Consider the following 21,448-nt stretch of genomic DNA (forward strand, 5'->3'; position numbering starts at 1 on the left):
CCGGCCAGGAAGTTCGCCACCATCTGCGCGGTCACGGCCTGCGGATAGGGGCTCACGCCCTCGGCCGCGATGCCGTGATCGGCCGCGAACACGATCACCACCGGGCGCTCGATGCGCGGCGTCGTGCTCTGCTGGATCAGGCCCAGTTGCAGCGCCAGCGCTTCGAGCTTGCCGAGGCTGCCGGGCGGCTTGGTCTTGGTGTCGATCAGATGCTGGAGCGTCGCGCGCAGCGCCGGGTCCGGCATGGCGATCGGGGGAACGGTGTAGGAAATCGATTGAGGGTTCATGCGGACATCGTCGGTTCGGTTGGCATGCGGCGCGCGGGGCGCGCCGGGCTGAGTCGGAAATCGGGCAAGCGTGGGTCGTGGCGGTTCATCGTGCGTGCTCGGCCGGCCACGCCGGCACCAGCGCTTCATGGCCGTCGCGCTCGATCAGCACGAGCGGATAGCCGAACGCGGCGCTGGCCGCCTCGGCCGACAGCACCGTGCGCGCGGGGCCGGCCTGCGCGCCGCCGCGGCCATCGAGCAGCAGCGCGTGGGTGGCGAAGCGGCGCGCCAGATTCAGATCGTGGCACGACACGATCGCCGTGCGCGGCGCGGCGTGCAGCCAGCGCACGAGCGCGGCGAAACAGTCGGCCTGATGATGCAGGTCGAGGTGCGCGAACGGCTCGTCGAGCAGCAGCAGCGGCGCATCCTGGCACAGCGCGCCGGCCAGCGCGACGCGTTGCCGTTCGCCGCCCGACAGCGTCAACACGTCGCGCGCGGCCAGGGCGTCGAGGCCGAGCGATGCCAGCGCGTCGCGGGCGGCGGCGAGATCGGCGTCGCGCTCCCAGCCCCAGCCGGCCAAATGGGGGAAGCGATGCGCAAGCACGGTGTCGAACACGCTGGCCGAGAACGCGTCGTGCTGGGCCTGCGCCATCACCGCGCGGCGACGCGCCAGCGCGTCGGGCCGCCATGCGTGCAACGGTTGCCCGTCGCCTTCGACATGGCCGGCAGCCGGTGCGCGCAAGCCCGCGAGCGCGGCCAGCAAGGTGGTCTTGCCCGCGCCGTTCGGCCCGGCGATGCACCACAGCTCGCCCGGCGCGAAGCGCAGCGACAAGTCTTCGACGAGACGGCGCTCGCCTGCGGTCAGCGTCAAGTCGCGGGCGCGCCATTCGTGTGGGGCAAAGGACGCTGAGGACGCTGGCGTGTTCATCGGCTCGGCCTGCGCAACAGCATCCACAGAAACGCGGGCACGCCGATCAGCGCCGTCATCGCACCCACCGGCAGTTGCGCGGGCGCGATCGCCGTGCGCGCCACGAGATCCGCCACCATCACGCCCGCGCCGCCCGCCAGCATCGACGCCGGCAACAGCATGCGCTGGTCGTTGCCGAACGCGAGCCGCAGCGCATGCGGCGCGACCAGCCCGACGAAGCCGATGGTGCCCGCCGTGGTCACCGCGGCGGCGGCAGCAAGCGAGGCGATCAGATAGATGCGCAAGCGCAGCCGCGCCACCGGCACGCCGAGCGAGGCGGCCGCCACTTCACCGCGCAGCAGCGCGTTCAGTTGCGGCGCGACCGGCAACGCCGCTGCAGCAGCACACGCCAGCGCGCCTAGCGCGACCCACGGCGGCGCGGCGCTCGACAAATCGCCCGCCAACCAGAACACGATGCCGCGCAGCCGGTTGTCGGGCGCGATCGACAGCATCAGCGTGACCAGCGCGCCCCAGCCGGACGCGATCACCACGCCCGTCAGCAGCAAGCGGGGCGAAGCGTCGCGCGCGCCATCGTGCAGGCCACCGGCCAGCACCAGCGAGCGGCGCGCCAGGCCGAGCACGAGCGCGATCGACAGCAACGCGCCGGCAAACGACGCGGCATCGACGAGCCACCACGCGCCGCCGGCGATCATCGCCGCGAGCGCGAAACCGGCCGCGCCGCCCGACACGCCGAGCACGTACGGCTCGGCCAGCGGATTGCGCAGCAGCACCTGCAACAACGCGCCGGCCAGCGCCAGCAGCGCGCCGCAACCGAAGCCGGCCAACGCACGCGGCAGCCGCAGGCTGCGCACGATTTCACCCGTCAGCGGGTCGCCGCCAGCCGGCGCGACCAACGCACCGAGCGCGCGCCACGGCGACACCGACACGCTGCCGAGCGCAAGCGACGCCACGAACACGAGCGCCGCCGCCACGGCGAGCCCGACCCAGATCGTCATGGCACGGGCGCGCGTCATGGTCGCCGCGCGCGGCATCGGCGCGTTCATCGGCCGCTCCGGGCTTGGCTCAGGACGCGTCGCATGCCGTCATCCCTGTCACGCCCCACGACGCGCCGCCGTCACGGCTGCCGCCAGCCGATCGTGACGTAGGCACCGCGCCGCGGCGTGTTGTACGCATAGGCAAGCTGATAATCCTTGTCGAACAGGTTGTCGAGATGCGCGCTGACGTACCACGCCTTCGTGATGTCGTAGCGCGCCGTCAGGTTCACCACGCCGTAGCCGCCGAGCCGCTCGCCGAAATCGTCGCGCGCGCCGCTGACGAGCCATTCGCCGCCGACGCGCCAGCCGCCGAACGGATGGCTCGCCGAAAACGCCGCGAACCGCCGCGCGCGCCGCACGAGATCCTGATCCGCGCTCTGGTCGACCGGGTTTTGCAGCGTGGCCGACACGCGCAAATCGGTGCGCCCGAGCTGCCCCTGCCACGATGCCTCCAGCCCCTGCACCTTGGCGCGACCCGCGTTCTCGGCCGTGTAGATGAAGCCGCCCGGGCCCGGCACGTATTGAATCAGATTCGCGTAGCGCGTCTGGAACAGGTTCAGGCGCAGCAGGCCGAGCGCATCGGACGCGTATTGCAGGCCCGCCTCCACCGAATGACTGCGCTCGGGCAGGATCGCCGGATTGCCCGACAGCGGATAGTACAGATCGTTGAAGGTCGGCGCGCGAAACGCATCCGAGTAGCTGGCCGTGACCTTCCAGTGCTCGCCCAGATCGAGCCCGTAGCCGAGATAGTAGCTGTTGGCGCCGCCGAAATCGGAGTATTGATCGCGCCGCACGTTGGCCTGGAACTGGCTGTTGCCGATGCGGCCCGTATAGCCGAGCCAGCCCGAATTCACATGCCGCTGCGGCGCCGAATAGAGATCCGAATCGAACGACTGATCGAGCCGCTCGTAGCCGGCCTGAATCGTCTGGCCGTGCGCGATCGTGAAATCGTTCTGCCAGGTGTACTGGCGATTGTCGGTGTTGAAGCGGTCGGTGTAGGCGCCGTTCAGCCAGTTCTGGCTGCGGTCGTTGCCGGTCGACACGCGCAGGCGGGTGGTCCACCAGTCGGCCAGCCGGCCGTCGGCGAAGGCCGAGATCTGCTGCACGCGGCTGTAGAGCGTGTTGAGATCGGCGGGCGCGCCGTAGGCGTTGTCGAAGCTGTTGGTGTCGTTCGCCTGGAACCAGCTCACGCCGGCCGTCCAGCCGTTCGTGAAGCGATGCCGCAGCGTGGCCGACACGCTTTCGTTCAGGTTGCCGTTCGCGTTCGGGTTCGCGCCGGGCTGCAGCGCCGGATCGATCGCCGAGAAGCCGTCGGTCTTCTCGCGCGACAGCGACAGCGAGAACGTGGTGCGCCCGTCGGCGTCGAGCCGGCCCGACACGCCGGCCTGCTGCGTTTGCGTGTGATAGCTGCCGTAGCCCACCGAGAAATCGAAGCGCGGCGGATGATTGCCGCCATCCTTGGTGAACACCTGCACCACGCCGCCGATCGCGCCCGAGCCGTACAGCGACGACACGTTGCCGTTGACGATCTCGACATGGTCGATCTGGTCGAGCGGCAGGTCGGCGATCTGCGCCGCGCCGAGGCTGCCCGAATCCACCCGCACGCCGTCGATCAGCACCAGCGACTGAGTCGATTGCGCGCCGCGCAGGAACAGCGAGGCCGTCGAGCCGGGGCCGCCGTTGCGCACGATCTGCGCGCCCGGTGCCAGCGCGAGCAGGCCCGGCAGATCGGAGGCGCTGCTGCGGGCGATGTCGTCGCGCGAAAACAACGTGGTTTGCGGCAAGGCGTCGGCGAGCTTTTGCGGGCCGCGGCTCGCGGTCACGACCACCGGGTCGAGTGCGGTGGCGGTGGGATTTGCGGTGGGATTTGCGGTGGGATTTGCGGCGGGATTCGCGGCGGTGGTTATGGCGGCGGTTGCCTGGGCCGTTGCATTCGGCACAGCGGAAGACACCGCCTGCGGTGCATCAACCTGCGCGCTCGCAAAACAGGGGAGCCCGCACATCGCGGCAAGCGCGGCGCGGACAATCGGGGTACGCATCGAGAACATCCTGTGGGCCAGCGCGGCGCCTGCCTCCCCGCAGGTCCCGCCTCCGGAAGCCGCGCGCGGCGCGCTTCCCCGCTTCGGCCGGTATCCGGGCTGGCGACCGGCACGCCCCGCCTTCCCGCGCGACAGGCCGCGCAGTGGCCACGGCCGCCAGGCGGCCGATCGAGGGACGGCTTGCGTCGGCGTTCATGCTGAAAACGTCGACGCGGTCGCTTACCGTTGCGGGGGCAGCGCAGGTTGGCGCGCCGTTGCCGGCATCGCACCCTGCTTCCCGTTTAACCGCGCGCCACGCCGAGGCATGGCGCGCGAGCACCGAAGCGGCGCCAGTGTAGGAGCCGCAAAACGGCGCGTCAAGAAAGCCGCCCGGCACCGCCATCGTGTCGTGCAACGAATCAAATGCCGTGCTTTGCGGCGCATTTCACGTCAGGAAGGGGGGTGTTACGTCTGGATACGTTACAAATGTCGGTACGGCGGGCTTTCCGCGCTAAAATGCCGGGTCTTTAGAGGACGCAGCACATGCTTAACGAACTCGAAACCCTATCTCAGAATATTGGCCGCCTGATCGCGCTGAATCAACGCCATCACACCGAGCGGCTCGCGCTCGAGGAACAGGTCGCGCAATTGCGCGCCGATTCCGAAGCGGTGCGCGTCGAGCTCGAACAATTGCGCGATGAACGCAATGGTCTCGTCTCCGAGCGCGACACGCTCTCCGCGAAGATCGACGATGCGCAGATCAAGCTCAACGCGATCCTCGAGAAACTGCCGCGCTCGAAGCAGGCCGCTGACGGCGACAGCCAGCTCGATCTGCTCGGCGCCGCGGAACCGGCCGTTGGCAAGGATAACGACGCGGCCAGCCACGGAGAACATGCATGACCACGAAGCAGATCGAAGTATCGATTCTCGGCCAGTCGTACCGCCTCGCCTGCTCGCCGGAAACGGAAGCGGCGCTGCTCGAAGCGGTGGCGCGCGTCGATGCCGAGATGTCGAAGATCCGCACCAACAGCTCCGTGCGCGGCACCGATCGCATCGCCGTGATGGCTGCGCTGTCGCTGGCTTCGGAGTTGCTCCGGCTGCAACAAAGCGTTCGTCACGGCGAAGCATTTCCCGCGGAAGAAATCCGGCGTACAATGCACCACATGAATGAACAGCTCGGTGCGGTACTGGCCCAGCAAGAGGCGCGATAAGCGGCTCGTCGGAACGGCCTCAGGGCTGCTCCGAATCAAGCGGTTCATACGGGTCCGGTCCACAAGATCGAATCCACAAGGTTCTCTCAGCTTCCCTGCCTGGTTCGCCAAGGTCATATATTCCTTGAACCAATAGCCTTCGTGCACGGTTGCGGAAATTTGTAGCACGGGCGAGCGCGTCACTCTGTCTGATGTACCCGAAGTGCTGCTAACTGCGACCAATTCTGAACCCCTGGTTCAGGATGCCGGCCTAGCGGCCAAGGCGGGGACCTATTCAACGGCATCGGGCCACGCCCGATGCCGTTTTTCATTGGCGGCCGCGTTTTCTCCGCGCGTCATGCCGCTCTCTCGCCTCTTCAGCCCCCTCTTTCAGCGAGCGCATCCATGCAATTCTGGCTGATGAAATCCGAACCGGACGAAGCGAGCATCGACGATCTCGCCAAGGCGCCGCAGCACACGCTGCCGTGGACCGGCGTGCGCAACTATCAGGCGCGCAACTTCATGCGCGACACGATGCAGATCGGCGACGGCGTGCTGTTCTATCATTCGAGCTGCCCCGAGCCGGGCATCGCGGGGCTGGCCGAAGTGTCGTCCACCCCCTACCCCGATCCCACGCAGTTCGATGCGGCCAGCCCGTATCACGATCCGAAGTCGACGCACGAGAACCCGCGCTGGACGCTCGTCGACGTGCGCTTCGTGAAGAAGAGCCCGCTGATCGCACTGGCGGCGCTGCGCGAACACGATGCACTGGCCGAGATGCGTGTGCTCGCGAAAGGCAACCGCCTGTCGATCACGCCGGTCACGCGCGCGGAATGGCGCTTCATCACCGAGAAGCTGATGAAGTGACGCGCCGATGCTGCGCTGGGTCAGACATCGTCAAATCGCCCGCACAGCGCCGGAACTCGATGCGTCTTTCATCTGCCTAACGCTCGCGCAATCGCGGGCCACGGCTGCCCGCGGCTGCCTCGACAAGACGCGCGGCCCCGGCGAACCTGCCTCGCGCCGCGCACCAACAGGAGCTCATACGATGAAAAAATCCGCTGCCGCACTGGCACTCGCGCTGTCCGCCATGATTCCCGCCGTCCACGCCCAGGTCGCGCCGCAGCCGGCCGGCGTGCTGTCGCTGTCGGCACAAGCCAGCATCGACGTGCCGCAGGACGTGGTCGACATCACGCTGTTCTACGAACAGGAAGCGAAGGATCCGGGCAGCCTGACCGCCGAGCTGAACCGCCGCGCCGATGCGGCGCTGTCGCGTGCGCGCGGCGTGTCGGGCGTCACCGCGCGCACCGGCGGCTTCTCGGTCTATCCGAGCACCGATCGCGACGGCAAGATCTCCGCCTGGCGCGGCCGCACCGAGGTCGTGCTGGAGTCGCGCGATTTCACGGCCGCCTCGAAACTCGCGGGCGATCTGTCGAGCTCGCTGCAGGTCGGCAACGTCGCGTTCTCGCTGTCGCCGGAAGCGCAGCGCACGGCCGAGCAGAAGCTGACGACGCAGGCGATCCAGTCGTTCCGCGACCGCGCCGCCGAAGCCGCCAAGGCGTTCGGCTACGGCGGCTTCGCGATTCGTGAGGTCAGCGTGGGCGGCGGGCGCAGCGTGCAGCCGTATCCGCGCATGATGGCGATGGATTCGGCGCCGATGATGTCGGCCAAGGCCGCCGCGCCGATCGCCGTGGAAGGCGGCAAGGCCACCGTCACCGTCAACGTGAACGGCTCGGTGCAGATGAAGTAACGCATGGCGTCGAGCGGGTGGCGCGCATCGGCGTGACCCGCAAGACAAACGGCCCGACCAGCGCAAGCCGGTCGGGCCGTTTTCGTATCGGGCGTCGAATCCGACGCCGCGCTCAGGCCGCCGCGGTGCGACGTGCCTTGCGATACGACCACACGAGCAGCAGCACGCCGGCCACCACCATCGGCAGCGACAGCCATTGCCCCATCGACAGCCCCAGCGCCAGCAGGCCCAGGAAGTCGTCCGGCTCGCGCGCGAACTCCACCGTGAAGCGCGCGAGGCCATAACCGATCAGGAACAGCGCCGACACCGCGCCCACCGGCCGCGGCTTGCGCGCGAAGAAGAACAGCACGAGGAACAGCGCGATGCCTTCCAGCGCGATCTCGTACAGTTGCGACGGATGGCGCGGCAGCATCTGGTATTGCAGGAACACGTCGTTCAGATGCCACTTGGCGGCCAGCGCCGGATGCTGCGACAGCCAGATCGCGTCGTCGCGCGAGGCGCCCGGGAACAGCATCGCCCACGGCGAATCGGGGCTCGTCACGCGGCCCCACAGCTCGCCGTTGATGAAGTTGCCGAAGCGGCCGGCGGCAAGGCCCGTCGGCACCATCGGCGCGACGAAATCGGTGACCTGCAGCCAGGTGCGCTTGCGCTGCCACGCGAACAGCACCATCGCGAACAGCACGCCGAGGAAGCCGCCGTGGAACGACATCCCGCCTTCCCACACGCGGAAGATGTCGAGCGGATGCGCGAAGTAGTAATCGGCCTTGTAGAACAGCACGTAGCCGAGACGCCCGCCGAGCACGACGCCGAGCACGCCGTAGAACATCATGTCGTCGATGTCCTTGGCGGTCCAGCCTTGCGCGGCGACATACGGCAGCTTCAGCCGCACGCGGCCGACGACGATCGCCGCGATGAAGCCCAGCAGATACATGAGCCCGTACCAGCGCACGGCCAGCGGTCCGAGATGAATCGCGACGGGGTCGAAATTGGGGTGAATGATCATGAGTCGGTGTGGAGAGTTGCTGAATCGGCGCGGCCTACGTGAGCCGCGCCTGCCATTTGACGTTCGTATCCCGCGCGCGTTCGCCGCGCATCTTAATCGGTGGCCGCCAGGCGCCGCACGATGTCGACGAAGCCCGCGAGCACCGGACCGACTTCCTGCGTGCGCCAGACCAGGCCGGTTTCGACGACCGGCGCGCCGCCCGCGAGCGGACGATAGGCAACGCCCGTGCGGCGCAGGTTACGCAGCGATTGCGGCACCAGTGCGACGCCCATGCCGGCCGACACCAGGCTGACGATGGTCTGCATCTGGATCGCCTCCTGCCCGATGCGCGGCGTGAGTCCAAGCGCGCCGTAGCAGCCCGTAATGATGTCATAAAAGCCGGGCGCCAAACGACGCGGGAAGATCACGAGCGGCAGATCGGCCAGCGCGTCGAGCCGGACCGGCTCCGCCTCGGCGCCGGGCGCGGCCTGCTCGGGCATCGCCAGCACCAGCGGCTCGCGCGCCACCGTCAGGTACGACAGCCCGGCTGCGTGGCGTGGCGGCAGCGGCGCGATCACGAGGCCGGCATCGATCGCGCCGGCCGCCAGCATCTCCAGTTGCACGTCGCTGGTGGCCTCGGTCAGCTTGAGCCGCACGCGCGGATAGCGCGCGCCGAACTCGCGCAGCAGCGCCGGCAGCAGGCCGTAATCGGCCGTCGACACGAACGCCAGCGCCAGCGTGCCGGCCTCGCCGCGCGCCAGGCTGGTGGCCAGCGGCGGCAGGGCGTCGGCGGCCGCCAGCAGCCGGCGCACGTCGGGCAGCAGCGCCGCGCCCACCGCCGACAGCGCCACCGAGCGGCGCGTGCGCACGAACAGTTCGACGCCCAGCGCCGCCTCCAGCGCGCGGATCGCCTGCGACAGCGGCGGCTGTGTCATCGACAGCCGCGTGGCCGCGCGGCCGAAGTGGCGCTCGTCGGCCACGGCGACGAAATAGCGCCACTGCCGTAAATCGGGGATCGGTTCAGCCATGATCGATATGTTCTGCGACTCAATAAGCGATGAATAATATATTGGACACGCACTTCCGGAGCCACCATCCTTGCCTGATCCCCGGCCGTGCCTCGCGACCGGTCACGAGAATCCCGAGATGGAGCCCCTCATGTCCCACAACCGTCGCTCGAAAAACATCACGCAAGGCGTCGCCCGCTCCCCGAATCGTTCGATGTATTACGCGCTCGGCTACGAGAAGGCGGATTTCGACAAGCCGATGATCGGCATCGCCAACGGCCACTCCACCATCACGCCGTGCAACGCGGGCCTGCAGCGGCTGTCCGATGCGGCCGTCGAGGCCGTCAGGGCGGCCGGCGCGAATCCGCAGATCTTCGGCACGCCCACCATCTCCGACGGCATGTCGATGGGCACCGAGGGCATGAAGTATTCGCTCGTGTCGCGCGAGGTGATCGCCGATTGCATCGAGACCTGCGTGCAGGGGCAATGGATGGACGGCGTGGTGGTGGTCGGCGGCTGCGACAAGAACATGCCCGGCGGCATGATCGCGCTGGCACGCCTGAACGTGCCGGGCATCTACGTGTACGGCGGCACGATCCGCCCCGGCAACTGGAAGGGGCACGATCTGACGATCGTGTCGGCGTTCGAGGCGGTGGGCGAGTTCACGGCCGGGCGCATGTCGCAGGAGGATTTCGACGGCATCGAGCGCAATGCCTGCCCGTCCACCGGCTCGTGCGGCGGCATGTACACGGCCAACACGATGAGCTCGTCGTTCGAGGCGCTCGGCATGGCGCTGCCCTATTCGTCGACGATGGCCAACCCCGATCAGGAAACCGTCGATTCGGCCGCCGAATCGGCGCGCGTGCTGGTGGAAGCCGTCAAGCGCGATCTGAAGCCGCGCGACATCATCACCCGGCGCTCGATCGAGAACGCCGTGTCGGTGCTGATGGCCACCGGCGGCTCGACCAATGCCGTGCTGCACTACCTCGCGATCGCGCACGCCGCCGAGATCGACTGGACCATCGACGATTTCGAACGAATCCGCCAGCGCGTGCCGGTGATCTGCGACCTGAAGCCGTCGGGGCGCTTCGTCGCGACCGACCTGCACAAGGCCGGCGGCATCCCGCAGGTGATGCGGCTCCTGCTCGACGCGGGGCTGCTGCACGGCGATTGTCTGACCATCACCGGCAAGACCATCGAGGAGACGCTGCGCGACGTGCCGCCCGTGCCGCGCGCCGACCAGCAGGTGATCTTCCCGATCGACCGGGCGCTCTATGCGCAGGGGCATCTGGCGATCCTCAAGGGCAACCTCGCCGAAGACGGCGCGGTCGCCAAGATCACCGGCCTCAAGAACCCGGTGATCACCGGCCCGGCGCGCGTGTTCGACGACGAGCAAAGCGCGATGCAGGCGATCCTCGACGACCGGATCCGCGCCGGCGACGTGGTGGTGCTGCGCTATCTCGGCCCGCAAGGCGGCCCCGGCATGCCGGAGATGCTCGCGCCGACCTCCGCCATCATCGGCAAGGGGCTCGGCGAATCGGTCGGGCTGATCACCGACGGGCGCTTCTCGGGCGGCACCTGGGGCATGGTGGTGGGGCACGTCGCACCCGAGGCGTTCGCCGGCGGCACGATCGCGCTGGTGCAGGAAGGCGATTCGATCACGATCGACGCGCACCGGCTGCTGCTGCAATTGAACGTGGAGGAGGCCGAAATCGCGCGCCGCCGCGCCGCCTGGCAACGCCCCGCGCCGCGTTATACGCGTGGCGTGCTGGCAAAATTCGCGGCGCTGGCGCTGCCGGCCAATCGGGGGGCCGTGACGGGGTAAGCATGCGGCAGGCGCGCGTTCGCGGGCCGATGCGCAGCGAGAAGCAAGGTGCGAAGAAGCCATGCACCTTTGCTTCTATAATGCGCGGACAGCCAGGCCGGCCCACGAGCCGGCGGAGACCCCTATGAGAACCCTGTTTCTGGGTGCCACGCTCGTTGCGCTGCTGGCATCGAGCGCCCCCGCCATCGCGCAGCAATCGGCCAGCGGCCCGGTGCTCGCGCAACGCAAGAATTGCATGGCATGCCATGCCATCGCCAATCCGCTGATGGGACCGTCGTTCCACGCCATTGCCGACCGCTATCTGCCACGCCCCGACGCCGTCGACTATCTCGCGCAAACCATCGTGCGCGGCAGCGTGGGCGTATGGAGCTCGGTGCCGATGCCCGCCAATACGCAGGTGACGGGCGACGAGGCTCGCGCGCTGGCGCAGTGGATCCTGACGTTGAAGTGAGGCGACGGCAAAAACGAACGCCGCGCGGCCGGTCAGGCATCGCGCGGCGTTGATTCTGCGTTTTCCTTTTGCTCTGCCGTGGCGTCGCGTCAGTGTTCCGACGTGGGCGCGTTGCGATGCGCGATCGCCTCTTCCACTGCCTCGCTCACCCAGCGTTCGATCTCGGGCGCAAGCGCCGACACCACCTGTTGCGACACCTCGCCCACCAGCCAGGCCGCGTGCTGCTGCACGACTTCGCGGCTGCGCGCGTCGATCAACTCACGCCCCTCGCCCGACAGATAGGCGCTCACGCGCCCTTGCAGACGCTCGGCAATCCGGCGCGAATCGATCTTGACCGGCGGAGGCTGCGGCACCACCACCGATTCGCTGTGGCGCAACTCGGCCGGCAACGGCGTTTCGACGTCGGTGAAGCGCGACGGCACCGGCGTGGCGGCATCGAACGGCGTCAGTTGCGCGAAGGCAGGCGGCGGCAGCGCATCGGCGCGCTGCCGGGCCGATTCGGTGCGGTCGGCGAGATCGCTGGCTGCAGCTTCGGTTTGCGCCGCAGGTGCCGAGGTCGCTTCGTCGTCCTCGAGATTGAGCGCGTAGGCGAGCGGGTCGCCATCCGGGGTGTCGTGTTCGTCGTCGTGAATGACGGACGGGAGCCTGGCATGCGCGGCGGACGGCTCCGGTTCGTGGACCGGTAACGGTTCGGGGGCGGCTGCCAACTCTTGCGGCACGGCCGGCTCGGTCGCGACGAACCGTGCTTCCGCCAGCGTCGGCTCGGACACGTCGGTGGGTTCATGCAACGCGAGCGGCTCGGGTATCGCTGCGAATTCCGCCGGCACGGCGGGTTCGGGCGAAGCGAAGGCGGCTTCGGGTTGCGTCAGGGTTGCGGGTTCGGGCGGCTGCGATTCGGCTTGAGCGGCGGACGCTGGCGGAATCGGTGGTTGTGGCTCGGGGACGAGGAAGGGTGTTTCGGCATGTGCCTGCTCGACCGGTGCGGCCGTCTCCTGGCGTTCGAGCGGTTGCGGCTCGGTTGCCGGTTCGTGCAATGCCGGTTCGGATTCAGGTGCGGCGAATGGCGCTTCGGCCTGCGTCGGCTCAACCGGTTCAGTCGCGTGATGCGGTTCAAGCGGCTGCGGCTCCGCTGCCAGTTCTTGTGGCACCAACTCAGGTTCGTGAGCCACAAACGGCGCTTCGGCCTGCGTCGGCTCAACCGGTTCAGTCGCGTGATGCGGTTCAAGCGGCTGCGGCTCCGCTGCCAGTTCTTGTGGCACCAACTCAGGTTCGTGAGCCACAAACGGCGCTTCGGCCTGCGTCGGCTCAACCGGCTCAGTCGCGCGATGCGGTTCAAGCGGTTGCGGCTCCGCCGCCAATTCTTGTGGCACCGACTCAGGTTCGTGAGCCACAAACGGCGCTTCGGCCTGCGTCGGCTCAACCGGTTCAGTCGCGCGATGCGGTTCAAGCGGCTGCGGCTCCGCCGCCAGTTCTTGTGGCACCGACTCAGGCTCGTGAGCCGCAAACGGCGCTTCGGCCTGCGTCGGCTCAACCGGCTCAGTCGCGTGATGCGGTTCAAGCGGCTGCGGCTCCGCCGCCAGTTCTTGTGGCACCGACTCAGGCTCGTCCGCCACGAACGCCGCCGCCGAAGCATCCAGCCCACCCACCGCCAACGGCGCTGCCTCTTCACCCCGCTCGCCGTCAGCCGGCGCAAGCCGCGAAACCGGCAACGCATCGGCGCCCACCGCATCGGCCGGCGCATCGTAAGCCGTGGCAAGCGGCCGGCCCGCCTCGACCGCAGGCAAACCCGACGCCGCGACACCCGGCGCCACGTCGGGCGGCTGGTCCGGCAGATCGGTGGCATGCGGCGGTACGTCGGGCCGCGGCGTCGCGCGCGCCAGTGCCGCCTTGCCGGGCACCAGCACGTCGGTCAGAACGGGAATGTCGAACGCGTTGTGGGCGTCGGGCATGTTGGCTCCAGGCGCGACTAGCCGCCTTGCTTGTAATTGTTCAGCGCGTAGCCGCGGTCGCGATAGAACCGGTAACGGTCGCGGCCAGCGGCCAGCTCGTCGGGCGTGTTGCCGACCACCTCCAGCAACCGCGTGAACCGCGCGAACTGCGCGGGCACCTCGGCACCGAGGTTCAGCACCACGCCGTCGTGCGGCGCATGGGACAGATCGGCGGTCAGCACGATGGGCGTCTGCGACGCCTGCGGGCTGTCGACCGAGCAGTGCGGAATGAAATCGAGCGGAGCAAAGGTCCAGAGCCGCTCGTCGAGCGCGCGCAGGCGCGCCGGATCTGCACAGACGACCACGGGTTGCCCCGCCAGATACGCCTTGCGCAGCAACCGGCACGCATACGCGAGCGAATCGCCGACGTTCGAATGGAAGTCGATTCGCGTCATCGCGCGCTCCACCCGGCCCGTGCCGGGCTGCTCGTCACGGCTTCGCTCACGCGCCGGCGCGGTCGATCAGGAACTGCGACAGCAACGGCACCGGACGGCCCGTGGCGCCCTTCGCCGCGCCGCTCTTCCAGGCGGTGCCGGCGATGTCGAGGTGCGCCCACGGATAGCTTTCGGTGAAGCGCGACAGGAAGCAGGCCGCCGTCACGCTGCCGCCCGGACGCCCGCCGATGTTGGCGAGGTCGGCGAAGTTCGACTTCAGTTGCTCCTGATATTCGTCTTCGATCGGCAGGCGCCAGGCCGCATCGCCCGCTTCGCGCGAGGCGTCGAGCAGTTCGCCCGCGAGCGCGTCGTCAGTCGAGAACAGGCCGCTGTTGTGATGGCCCAAGGCGATGACGCAAGCGCCCGTCAGCGTTGCGACGTCGATCACGGCGGCCGGCTTGAAACGCTCGGCGTAGGTCAGCGCATCGCACAGGATCAGGCGGCCTTCGGCGTCGGTGTTGAGCACCTCGATCGTCAAACCCTTCATGCTCGTGACGATGTCGCCCGGCTTGGTGGCCAGGCCCGACGGCATGTTCTCGCAGGTCGGCACGATCGCGACGACGTTGAGCTTCAGCCCCATTTCGGCCACGGCGCGCATCGTGCCGAGCACCGAACCGGCGCCGCACATGTCGTACTTCATCTCGTCCATGCCCTCGCCCGGCTTCAGCGAGATGCCGCCCGTGTCGAACGTGATGCCCTTGCCGACCAGCACCACCGGCGCGGCCTTGGCGCCGGCGCCCTGGTAGTGCAGCACGATGAACTGCGGCGGCTCGACCGAGCCGCGCGTGACCGACAGGAACGAGCCCATCTTCAGCGCCTGGATCTGCTTGAGGCCCAGCACCTCGGCCTTCAGTCCGAAATCCTTGGCCAGTTGCTTTGCGGTGTTCGCCAGATAGGTGGGCGTGCAGACATTGCCCGGCAGATTGCCGAGGTCGCGCGTCAGATCCATGCCGTTGGCGATCGCCACGGCCTGCTTCAGCGCGGTCTTGGCGGCCTTCTCTTCGGTGGTGTCGACGCTGAACACGATGCGCTTGAGCGTGGCCGGCGCCGGCTCCGCCTTGCTCTTCATCTGCGTGAAACGGTAGGTTTCGTTGCGCAGCGCGAGAATCGCGGCGCGCACGCCCCAGTCGGCGCCGCGGTCGGTCACCGGCAGTTGCGCGAGCGTGAACGTGACCTGCGCGATGCGAGTGGCCAGCAGCGCACGCCAGGCGGCGCGAGTGGCATCCTGGTAGGCCTTCTGGCCGAACGCATCCTGCTTGCCGAGGCCGACCAGCAGCACGCGCGACGCGCCGATTCCCTGGACTTCGTGCAGGAACAGCGTCTTGCCGGATTTGCCATCCATGTCGCCGGCCTTGACGATGCGCGACAGCAGGCCCTTGGTGGCCTCGTCGATATCGAGCGCGGCACCGGACAACGTCTGCGATTCGAACACACCGATCACGACGCAGTCGGACTTGCCGGTCAGGAACCCCTTGGAGGCACCTTTGCTCCAATCAAAGCCTTTTATGCTAAAGTCCATCGCGCTTGTCCTCGGATAAAATCTGGGCTATGTGGGTGAAAGCCGCAATTATCCGCTATTTTTCCCGTGGCGGCGCGCGCTCCCGCCCCTCCCCGCCCTCTTCGCATCAAACATGATCTTCGAACGCTCCCTCCGGCGTGAGCTGGCGTATACGGCCGGCGCTGTATTCATGGTGCTGCTCACGATCATGCTGACGTCGATGATGATCCGCATCGTCGGCTACGCAGCGTCCGGTCAGGTCAGCCCCAAGGATGTGCTCGTGCTGATCGGCCTCACCGTGATCGGCTACCTCGCGATGATCCTCGTCGGCACCCTGTTCGTGTCGATCCTGATCGTGCTCACGCGCTGGTACAAGGATTCCGAAATGGTGGTCTGGCTCGCCTCCGGCGTGAGCCTGACGCGCCTCATCAAGCCGATCGGCGTGTTCGCCACGCCGCTCGTGCTGCTGATCGCCTTCTTCGCGTTCGTCGGCTGGCCCTGGTCGAACCAGCAGAGCAAGCTGATCAAGGCGCGCTTCCAGCAGCGCGACGAAGTTTCGCTGCTCGCGCCCGGCCAGTTCCGCGAATCGCCCGCGACCAACCGCGTGTTCTTCATCGAGAAGATGACGCCCGATCAGGCCAAGGTGCAGAACGTGTTCGTCACGACCACCGAGGCCGACAAGGTCAACGTGGTGGTGTCACAAACGGGCCACACCGAAACCGCAGCCAACGGCGATCGCTTCATCGTGCTGGAGAAGGGCCGGCGCTACGACGGCGTGCCCGGCCAGCCGAACTTCAAGATCATGCAGTTCGAGCGCTACGGCCTGAAGATCCAGAGCAAGGCGGTGGTCACCCAGCCCACCACCACCAGCACGCCCACGCTCGACCTACTGCGCAATCCGACCAACGAGAACCTGGCCGAATTCGCCTGGCGCGCCGGCCTGCCGCTGATCGCGATCAATCTGATGATCCTGGCGATTCCGCTCGCCTACCAGAACCCGCGGCGCGGCCGCACCGTGAATCTCGTGATGGCCGTGCTGATCTATCTGACGTATTCGAACCTGCTCAACGTGGTGCAATCGCAGATCGAACGCGGCAAGCTGCCGTTCGCCGTCGGCCTGGTCGTGCTGCACCTGGCGGTGGGCGGCGTGGTGGCGTTCCTGTTCTGGATGCGCGTGCGCAACCGGCCGCTGATCTCGCGCGCCACGTTCCGCCGGGGGAGCTGACCGATGCGGCTCTACGAAAAGTACTTCGCGCGGCAGATCTACCTGACCTTCATCTTCGTGCTGTTCGCGTTCTCGGGCCTGTTCTTCTTCTTCGACCTGATCAGCGAACTGAACTCGGTCGGGCACGGCACCTACAACTTCGGCTACGCGGTGTTGCGCGTGGCGCTGCAAACGCCGTCGCGCTTCTACGAAATCATCCCGGTGGCGGCGCTGATCAGCTCGATCTACGTGTTCGCGCAGATGGCCGCGAACTCCGAATTCACGATCTTCCGCGTGTCGGGCCTCGCGACCAACCAGGCGCTGCGCTCGCTGCTGAAGATCGGCGTGCCGCTCGTGATCGCCACCTACCTGATCGGCGAATTCGTCGGCCCGTACACGGATCAACTGTCCGAGCGCGTGCGGCTCGAAGCGCTCGGGTCGTCGGTGTCGTCCGATTTCGCCTCGGGCGTATGGGTCAAGGACACGCTCACCGCGCGCGACAACGGCGAGCCGGTCACGCGTTTCGTCAACGTCGGCACGCTGTCGCCCGACTCCACCGTGCGCAACGTGCGGATCTACGAATTCGATTCGAAGTTCCAGCTCCAGAACGTGCGGATCGCCAAGGCGGGCCGCTACGCGCCGCCGGGCCACTGGCTGCTGACCGATGTGACCGACACCCAGCTCACGCCGATCGTGCCGGCCGCCACCGGCCCGCAGGACGCGCTGAACCCGGTCTACCGCTCGGAGCAGGTGTCGATGCCGCAATATTCGCTGCGCTCGGACCTCACGCCGCAGATCCTCTCGGTGCTGCTGGTGTCGCCGGAACGGATGTCGATCTTCAATTTGTTCCGCTACATCCAGCATCTGCGCGAGAACCAGCAGGACACGCAGCGCTACGACATCGCGCTGTGGCGCAAGCTGCTATACCCGTTCGCGGTGTTCGTGATGCTGGTGCTGTCGCTGCCGTTCGCCTACCTGCACACGCGTGCAGGCGTGGTCGGGGTGAAGGTGTTCGGCGGCATCATGCTCGGCATGAGCTTCCAGCTCTTCAACACGCTGTTCTCGCATATCGGTACGCTGAATACCTGGCCCGCGCCGCTCACGGCGGCGCTTCCTGGTCTGATCTACCTCGCGCTCGGGCTGTTCGCGCTGAAGTGGGTCGACCGCCACTGATCGACAAGGAGCGAAGATGAGCAAACACGGGATCATCCTGTTCGGACACGGTTCGCGCGACCCGCGCTGGATGGAGCCGTTCGAGCGGCTCGCCGAGCGCGTACGCGCCACGCACACGAGCGGTCCCGTCGCGCTCGCCTTCCTGGAGCTGATGCCGCCCGAACTCGAAGAGGCGATCGCCGCCCACGTCACGGCCGGCTGCGCGAAGATCACCGTGGTGCCGGTGTTCGTCGGTCAAGGCGGCCACGTGCGCCGCGACCTGCCCGAGATCATCGAGGTCTGCCGCGCCGCGCATCCGAATGTCGAAATCCGCAGCGCGTCGGCCATCGGCGAAGACGACTCGGTACTCGACGCCATCGCGCGCTACTGCGTGCAACAGGCGCACGCTTGAGCCTGAGCTGAGCCTGATAAGTACGCTTCACGCATCATGAAAAAACGCCGGCTCGAAAGCCGGCGTTTTTGCTGGACCGCCTGAGCCGCAACGCGCGACGCTCAGGCCGCGTTGCGAATCTCGCCGCCTTCACCCTCGGCATCGCCCTCACCCGCCTCGCGCCCGCGCTCGGCGAACGCATTGCCGATCATCAGCAGGCTCGGTTGCGAGGCATCGAGCCAGGCCTGCGCCTCACCCGCCGCCATCCGCGCCAGCGTCAACGCGAAGCTGCGCTCGCGCGGCGTGCTGCAAGCCTCAACGATCGCCACCGGGGTATCGCCCGGGCGGCCCGCGTCGATCAGTTGCTGCGCGATGCCGGGCGCGCTGTCGCGGCCCATGTAGAACACCAGCGAATCGGCGTTGACCTGCTCGCGGATCTCGTCGCTGCCGGGCGCGCGGCTCTGGGTGGCGAACGCCACGCTGCGCGACACGCCGCGCAGCGTCAGCGAGCGCTTGAGCGCCGCCGCGCTGGCCAATGCGGCCGTGATGCCCGGCACCACGTCGTAGTCGATGCCGGCCGCTTCCAGCGCGCGCATTTCCTCGTCGGCACGGCCGAACAGCATCGGGTCGCCGCCCTTCAGGCGCACCACCACGGCGTGCTCGCGCGCGGCGTCCACGATCTGCTTGTTGATGAATTGCTGCGCCGACGAGCGCTGCCCGCAGCGCTTGCCGACCGCGATGCGGCGTGCGTTCGGCGCGTAGTCGAGCATCTCCGGCTCGACCAGCGCGTCGTGCAGCACCACGTCGGCCTGCGCGAGCAGCCGCGCGCCGCGAACCGTGATGAGGTCCGCCGCGCCCGGCCCCGCGCCAATCAGATACACCTTGCCCATATGTTCTTCGTCGGTTGTTCGCCGCCGGCGGCGGGCAGCAAAAAGCGCCCCGGCCGCCGGTACGGACCTCAGGCGGAGTACGCGCGGATCATGCCGGCGGCCACCGTGTGGTGCGTCGCCTCATCGATCAGCACGAACGCGCCCGTGGCCGGATGCGCATCGTAGGTGTCGCAGACGATCGGCTTTTGCAGCGTCAGCGCCACGCGGCCGATGTCGTTCATCTTCAGATCCTGGCGGTCGATGGCCTGCGACAGCGTATGCACGTCGAGCACCTGCCTGACCGCGCCGATCTTCGTGAACACCGTGTTGGTGGTCTGCTTCAGCAGATACTTGCGTTGCGGCGACAGCGGCGTTTCGTCGAACCAGCACAGGTCGGCCTCGAGCTTCTTGGCCGGCTCGATGCGCTGCGCGTTCGGCACGAACACGTCGCCGCGCGACACGTCGACATCCTCGGCCAGGCGGATCGTGACGGTCTGCCCGGCGAACGCGGATTCTACCGCAGCCGTGCCGCCCGGCACCGGCGCGACAATCTCCGCCACCGTGGCCGTGCGGCCCGACGGCAGCACCGCGATCTCGTCGCCCACCTTCACTTCGCCCGCTTCGACACGGCCCATGTAGCCGCGAAAATCGTCGGCCGAGTTGCCGTCCTGGCGCGCCACCCACTGCACCGGGAAACGCAGCGCGTCGCCGCCGTCGATCGCCACCGGCAGCGATTCGAGCAGGTCGAGCAGCGGTTCGCCCGCGTACCACGGCATGCTGTCCGACAGCGTGACGATGTTGTCGCCCTTGAGCGCCGACACCGGCACGAAGCTCACGTCCTTCAGGCCCAGTTGCTGCGCGAGCCCCACGTAGGCGTCGCGGATCACGTTGTAGGTGGATTCCGAATACTCGACCAGATCCATCTTGTTGATTGCGACGATCACGTGCTGCAGGCCGAGCAGCTTGACGATCGCGCTATGGCGCTTGGTCTGCGGCAGCAGTTGCGTGACGCCGTTCTCGACCGTCACGCGGGTGGCGTCGACCAGGATGATCGCCGCATGCGCCGTGGACGCGCCGGTCACCATGTTGCGCGTGTACTGCTCGTGGCCCGGCGTGTCGGCAATGATGAACTTGCGCTTGGCGGTCGCGAAATAGCGGTATGCGACGTCGATCGTGATGCCCTGCTCGCGCTCGGCTTCGAGGCCGTCGGTCAGCAGCGCAAGGTCGAGCTCGTCGCCAACCGTGCGCTTGTTCTTCGCGCGCGACAGCGCCGAAAGCTGGTCCGACAGCACGGCCTTGCTGTCGTACAGCAGGCGGCCGATCAGCGTGCTCTTGCCGTCGTCGACGCTGCCTGCCGTGATGAATCGCAACACGCCGAGGTCTTCGTGGTTCTCGATGATGCTCATGATGTTCTCTGTCCTCGCGTGCTTCAGAAATAACCTTGCTTCTTGCGCTGTTCCATCGCGGCTTCCGATGCCTGATCGTCCATGCGCGTCGCGCCGCGCTCGGTGATCTCGGTCACGGCGGTTTCGGCGATGATCTTCTCGACGTCGTCGGCATCGCTGTCCACCGGGCAGGTGCAGCTGATGTCGCCGACCGTGCGGAAGCGCACCAGCGCCTGTTCGCTCGTTTCACCCTCGCGCATCGGCGTGAGCGGCGTGACCGGCACCAGCAGGCCGTTGCGGCGCACGATCTCGCGGTGGTGCGCGTAATAGATCGACGGCAGTTCGAGGTTCTCGCGGGCGATGTATTGCCACACGTCGAGCTCGGTCCAGTTCGAGATCGGGAACACGCGCAGGTGCTCGCCGTTGTGCAGGCGCGCGTTGTACAGGCTCCAGAGTTCCGGGCGCTGCGCCTTCGGGTCCCATTGGCCGAATTCGTCGCGGAACGAGAAGATCCGTTCCTTCGCCCGCGCCTTTTCCTCGTCACGGCGCGCGCCGCCGATCAGCGCCGTGTAGCCGTATTGCTCGATCGTTTCGAGCAGCGTGACGGCTTGCGCGGCGTTGCGCGAATCGGTTTCGCGGCGCAGCACCACGGTGCCGCGCTTGATCGAATCCTCGACATGGCCCACCACCAGCTCGGCGCCGATTTCCTTGGCGCGGCGATCGCGGAAGTCGATCACTTCCTCGTAGTTGTGGCCGGTATCGATGTGCACCAGCGGGAACGGCAGCGAGGTCTTGCGGCCCGCGCCCAGCCCGAACGCCTTCAGCGCCAGATGCAGCACGACGACCGAATCCTTGCCGCCCGAAAACAGCAGGGCCGGCTTGCTGCACTCGGCCACGAGCTCGCGCAGGATATGGATCGATTCGGCCTCGAGCCAGTCGAGGTGACCCATCCGGCTGGCGGTGCCGGCGGGCGGTGCGGATTGTTCGAGCGTCGTGCTCATGATGTCAGTCCTTACTGGGTTGCTGGCCGTCCGTCATGGCGGACGACGCCGTTCTATAGGGTTCGTGCTGCCTGG

General features: G+C 67.7%; 21 protein-coding genes and 1 riboswitch. Of the genes, 9 read left to right on the forward strand and 12 right to left on the reverse strand.

Going from position 1 to position 21,448, the window contains the following annotated elements; translation table 11 throughout:
- The 4 genes from ACYP33_RS27385 to ACYP33_RS27400 all read right to left on the reverse strand — a co-directional run.
- Positions 1-287: nicotinate-nucleotide--dimethylbenzimidazole phosphoribosyltransferase (locus tag ACYP33_RS27385; protein WP_459624614.1), on the reverse strand; the 287-nt coding region annotated here is incomplete at its 3' end.
- Positions 288-372: 85 nt separating this feature from the next.
- Positions 373-1,194 carry an ABC transporter ATP-binding protein gene (locus ACYP33_RS27390; protein ID WP_459624615.1) on the reverse strand — a complete coding sequence of 274 codons (822 nt, stop codon included), beginning with the start codon at positions 1,192-1,194 and terminating at the stop codon, positions 373-375.
- A complete protein-coding gene (locus ACYP33_RS27395; protein WP_459624616.1) occupies positions 1,191-2,237 on the reverse strand; it encodes a FecCD family ABC transporter permease in 1,047 nt (348 codons plus the stop codon). Before ACYP33_RS27395 ends, ACYP33_RS27390 begins: the two co-directional genes overlap by 4 nt.
- A 71-nt stretch (positions 2,238-2,308) precedes the next feature.
- On the reverse strand, positions 2,309-4,267 hold the full coding sequence (locus ACYP33_RS27400; RefSeq protein ID WP_459624617.1) for a TonB-dependent receptor domain-containing protein: 1,959 nt from the start codon (positions 4,265-4,267) through the stop codon (positions 2,309-2,311).
- A gap of 68 nt (positions 4,268-4,335) precedes the next feature.
- Positions 4,336-4,605: riboswitch (cobalamin riboswitch) on the reverse strand.
- A gap of 184 nt (positions 4,606-4,789) precedes the next feature.
- Between ACYP33_RS27400 and ACYP33_RS27405 the strand changes: the two genes are divergently transcribed.
- The 4 genes from ACYP33_RS27405 to ACYP33_RS27420 all read left to right on the forward strand — a co-directional run bounded on the left by ACYP33_RS27405 (position 4,790) and on the right by ACYP33_RS27420 (position 7,186).
- Positions 4,790-5,146: an ATPase gene (locus ACYP33_RS27405; protein WP_459624618.1), complete on the forward strand. Its 357-nt coding sequence runs from the start codon at positions 4,790-4,792 to the stop codon at positions 5,144-5,146.
- On the forward strand, positions 5,143-5,457 hold the full coding sequence (locus ACYP33_RS27410) for a cell division protein ZapA (protein WP_414442838.1): 315 nt from the start codon (positions 5,143-5,145) through the stop codon (positions 5,455-5,457). Before ACYP33_RS27405 ends, ACYP33_RS27410 begins: the two co-directional genes overlap by 4 nt.
- 384 nt (positions 5,458-5,841) lie before the next feature.
- Complete coding sequence (locus ACYP33_RS27415; protein ID WP_414451191.1) at positions 5,842-6,303, forward strand: EVE domain-containing protein; 462 nt, start codon at positions 5,842-5,844, stop codon at positions 6,301-6,303.
- Between the two features lie 181 nt (positions 6,304-6,484).
- A complete protein-coding gene (locus ACYP33_RS27420) occupies positions 6,485-7,186 on the forward strand; it encodes an SIMPL domain-containing protein (RefSeq protein ID WP_414442840.1) in 702 nt (233 codons plus the stop codon).
- A gap of 112 nt (positions 7,187-7,298) precedes the next feature.
- Here the strand turns inward: ACYP33_RS27420 and lgt are convergent, their stop codons facing one another.
- Entirely contained in the window at positions 7,299-8,189 is an 891-nt protein-coding gene (lgt, locus tag ACYP33_RS27425) for a prolipoprotein diacylglyceryl transferase (RefSeq protein WP_414442841.1), read from the reverse strand.
- Between the two features lie 92 nt (positions 8,190-8,281).
- Complete coding sequence (locus tag ACYP33_RS27430; RefSeq protein ID WP_459624620.1) at positions 8,282-9,196, reverse strand: LysR family transcriptional regulator; 915 nt, start codon at positions 9,194-9,196, stop codon at positions 8,282-8,284.
- Positions 9,197-9,326: 130 nt separating this feature from the next.
- Here ACYP33_RS27430 and ilvD point away from each other — a divergent pair, with 130 nt between their 5' ends.
- Together ilvD and ACYP33_RS27440 are read left to right on the forward strand one after the other, a co-directional pair.
- Positions 9,327-11,000 carry a dihydroxy-acid dehydratase gene (gene ilvD / locus ACYP33_RS27435; RefSeq protein WP_414442843.1) on the forward strand — a complete coding sequence of 558 codons (1,674 nt, stop codon included), beginning with the start codon at positions 9,327-9,329 and terminating at the stop codon, positions 10,998-11,000.
- A gap of 124 nt (positions 11,001-11,124) precedes the next feature.
- A complete protein-coding gene (locus ACYP33_RS27440; protein ID WP_459624621.1) occupies positions 11,125-11,451 on the forward strand; it encodes a c-type cytochrome in 327 nt (108 codons plus the stop codon).
- An 89-nt stretch (positions 11,452-11,540) separates the two neighbouring features.
- Here the strand turns inward: ACYP33_RS27440 and ACYP33_RS27445 are convergent, their stop codons facing one another.
- The 3 genes from ACYP33_RS27445 to ACYP33_RS27455 are packed head-to-tail and all read right to left on the reverse strand — an operon-like array spanning position 11,541 to position 15,392.
- Positions 11,541-13,400 (reverse strand): DUF2486 family protein, encoded by a 1,860-nt coding sequence (locus ACYP33_RS27445; RefSeq protein WP_459624622.1) that lies wholly within the window; start codon positions 13,398-13,400, stop codon positions 11,541-11,543.
- 17 nt (positions 13,401-13,417) lie between these two features.
- Positions 13,418-13,834 carry a DNA polymerase III subunit chi gene (locus ACYP33_RS27450; RefSeq protein WP_414451187.1) on the reverse strand — a complete coding sequence of 139 codons (417 nt, stop codon included), beginning with the start codon at positions 13,832-13,834 and terminating at the stop codon, positions 13,418-13,420.
- A 46-nt stretch (positions 13,835-13,880) separates the two neighbouring features.
- On the reverse strand, positions 13,881-15,392 hold the full coding sequence (locus tag ACYP33_RS27455; protein ID WP_414442847.1) for a leucyl aminopeptidase: 1,512 nt from the start codon (positions 15,390-15,392) through the stop codon (positions 13,881-13,883).
- Positions 15,393-15,504: 112 nt separating this feature from the next.
- On the opposite strand from ACYP33_RS27455, the gene lptF reads away from it, so the two are divergent.
- Genes lptF through ACYP33_RS27470 form a run of 3 tightly spaced genes read left to right on the forward strand, consistent with a single transcriptional unit; the run spans position 15,505 to position 18,139 of the window.
- Positions 15,505-16,596, forward strand: coding sequence for an LPS export ABC transporter permease LptF (gene lptF / locus ACYP33_RS27460; RefSeq protein ID WP_414451185.1), 1,092 nt, complete (start codon positions 15,505-15,507; stop codon positions 16,594-16,596).
- A 3-nt stretch (positions 16,597-16,599) separates the two neighbouring features.
- Positions 16,600-17,748, forward strand: coding sequence for an LPS export ABC transporter permease LptG (lptG, locus tag ACYP33_RS27465; RefSeq protein ID WP_414451184.1), 1,149 nt, complete (start codon positions 16,600-16,602; stop codon positions 17,746-17,748).
- A 16-nt stretch (positions 17,749-17,764) separates the two neighbouring features.
- Positions 17,765-18,139 carry a sirohydrochlorin chelatase gene (locus tag ACYP33_RS27470; protein ID WP_414442850.1) on the forward strand — a complete coding sequence of 125 codons (375 nt, stop codon included), beginning with the start codon at positions 17,765-17,767 and terminating at the stop codon, positions 18,137-18,139.
- 101 nt (positions 18,140-18,240) lie between these two features.
- Here ACYP33_RS27470 and cobA read toward each other — a convergent pair whose 3' ends face one another.
- The 3 genes from cobA to cysD form a co-directional block, all read right to left on the reverse strand.
- On the reverse strand, positions 18,241-19,008 hold the full coding sequence (gene cobA, locus ACYP33_RS27475; protein ID WP_414451183.1) for a uroporphyrinogen-III C-methyltransferase: 768 nt from the start codon (positions 19,006-19,008) through the stop codon (positions 18,241-18,243).
- Between the two features lie 68 nt (positions 19,009-19,076).
- Positions 19,077-20,393 carry a sulfate adenylyltransferase subunit 1 gene (locus ACYP33_RS27480; RefSeq protein WP_414442852.1) on the reverse strand — a complete coding sequence of 439 codons (1,317 nt, stop codon included), beginning with the start codon at positions 20,391-20,393 and terminating at the stop codon, positions 19,077-19,079.
- A 23-nt stretch (positions 20,394-20,416) separates the two neighbouring features.
- Positions 20,417-21,373, reverse strand: coding sequence for a sulfate adenylyltransferase subunit CysD (gene cysD / locus ACYP33_RS27485; protein WP_414451182.1), 957 nt, complete (start codon positions 21,371-21,373; stop codon positions 20,417-20,419).
- Positions 21,374-21,448: the final 75 nt, after the last annotated feature.

The sequence above is a fragment of the Burkholderia sp. 3C genome (assembly GCF_054589155.1).

Excerpts from the sequence above, each read along its gene's own strand:
- cobA (WP_414451183.1), bottom strand. The coding sequence starts at position 19,008 with ATGGGCAAGGTGTATCTGATTGGCGCGGGGCCGGGCGCGGCGGACCTC.
- ACYP33_RS27395 (WP_459624616.1), bottom strand. The coding sequence starts at position 2,237 with ATGAACGCGCCGATGCCGCGCGCGGCGACCATGACGCGCGCCCGTGCC.
- ACYP33_RS27430 (WP_459624620.1), bottom strand. The coding sequence starts at position 9,196 with ATGGCTGAACCGATCCCCGATTTACGGCAGTGGCGCTATTTCGTCGCC.
- lptF (WP_414451185.1), top strand. The coding sequence starts at position 15,505 with ATGATCTTCGAACGCTCCCTCCGGCGTGAGCTGGCGTATACGGCCGGC.
- ACYP33_RS27455 (WP_414442847.1), bottom strand. The coding sequence starts at position 15,392 with ATGGACTTTAGCATAAAAGGCTTTGATTGGAGCAAAGGTGCCTCCAAG.
- ACYP33_RS27405 (WP_459624618.1), top strand. The coding sequence starts at position 4,790 with ATGCTTAACGAACTCGAAACCCTATCTCAGAATATTGGCCGCCTGATC.
- lptG (WP_414451184.1), top strand. The coding sequence starts at position 16,600 with ATGCGGCTCTACGAAAAGTACTTCGCGCGGCAGATCTACCTGACCTTC.
- ACYP33_RS27390 (WP_459624615.1), bottom strand. The coding sequence starts at position 1,194 with ATGAACACGCCAGCGTCCTCAGCGTCCTTTGCCCCACACGAATGGCGC.
- cysD (WP_414451182.1), bottom strand. The coding sequence starts at position 21,373 with ATGAGCACGACGCTCGAACAATCCGCACCGCCCGCCGGCACCGCCAGC.
- ACYP33_RS27470 (WP_414442850.1), top strand. The coding sequence starts at position 17,765 with ATGAGCAAACACGGGATCATCCTGTTCGGACACGGTTCGCGCGACCCG.
- ilvD (WP_414442843.1), top strand. The coding sequence starts at position 9,327 with ATGTCCCACAACCGTCGCTCGAAAAACATCACGCAAGGCGTCGCCCGC.
- ACYP33_RS27415 (WP_414451191.1), top strand. The coding sequence starts at position 5,842 with ATGCAATTCTGGCTGATGAAATCCGAACCGGACGAAGCGAGCATCGAC.
- ACYP33_RS27450 (WP_414451187.1), bottom strand. The coding sequence starts at position 13,834 with ATGACGCGAATCGACTTCCATTCGAACGTCGGCGATTCGCTCGCGTAT.
- ACYP33_RS27400 (WP_459624617.1), bottom strand. The coding sequence starts at position 4,267 with ATGCGTACCCCGATTGTCCGCGCCGCGCTTGCCGCGATGTGCGGGCTC.
- lgt (WP_414442841.1), bottom strand. The coding sequence starts at position 8,189 with ATGATCATTCACCCCAATTTCGACCCCGTCGCGATTCATCTCGGACCG.
- ACYP33_RS27420 (WP_414442840.1), top strand. The coding sequence starts at position 6,485 with ATGAAAAAATCCGCTGCCGCACTGGCACTCGCGCTGTCCGCCATGATT.
- ACYP33_RS27445 (WP_459624622.1), bottom strand. The coding sequence starts at position 13,400 with ATGCCCGACGCCCACAACGCGTTCGACATTCCCGTTCTGACCGACGTG.
- ACYP33_RS27440 (WP_459624621.1), top strand. The coding sequence starts at position 11,125 with ATGAGAACCCTGTTTCTGGGTGCCACGCTCGTTGCGCTGCTGGCATCG.
- ACYP33_RS27480 (WP_414442852.1), bottom strand. The coding sequence starts at position 20,393 with ATGAGCATCATCGAGAACCACGAAGACCTCGGCGTGTTGCGATTCATC.
- ACYP33_RS27410 (WP_414442838.1), top strand. The coding sequence starts at position 5,143 with ATGACCACGAAGCAGATCGAAGTATCGATTCTCGGCCAGTCGTACCGC.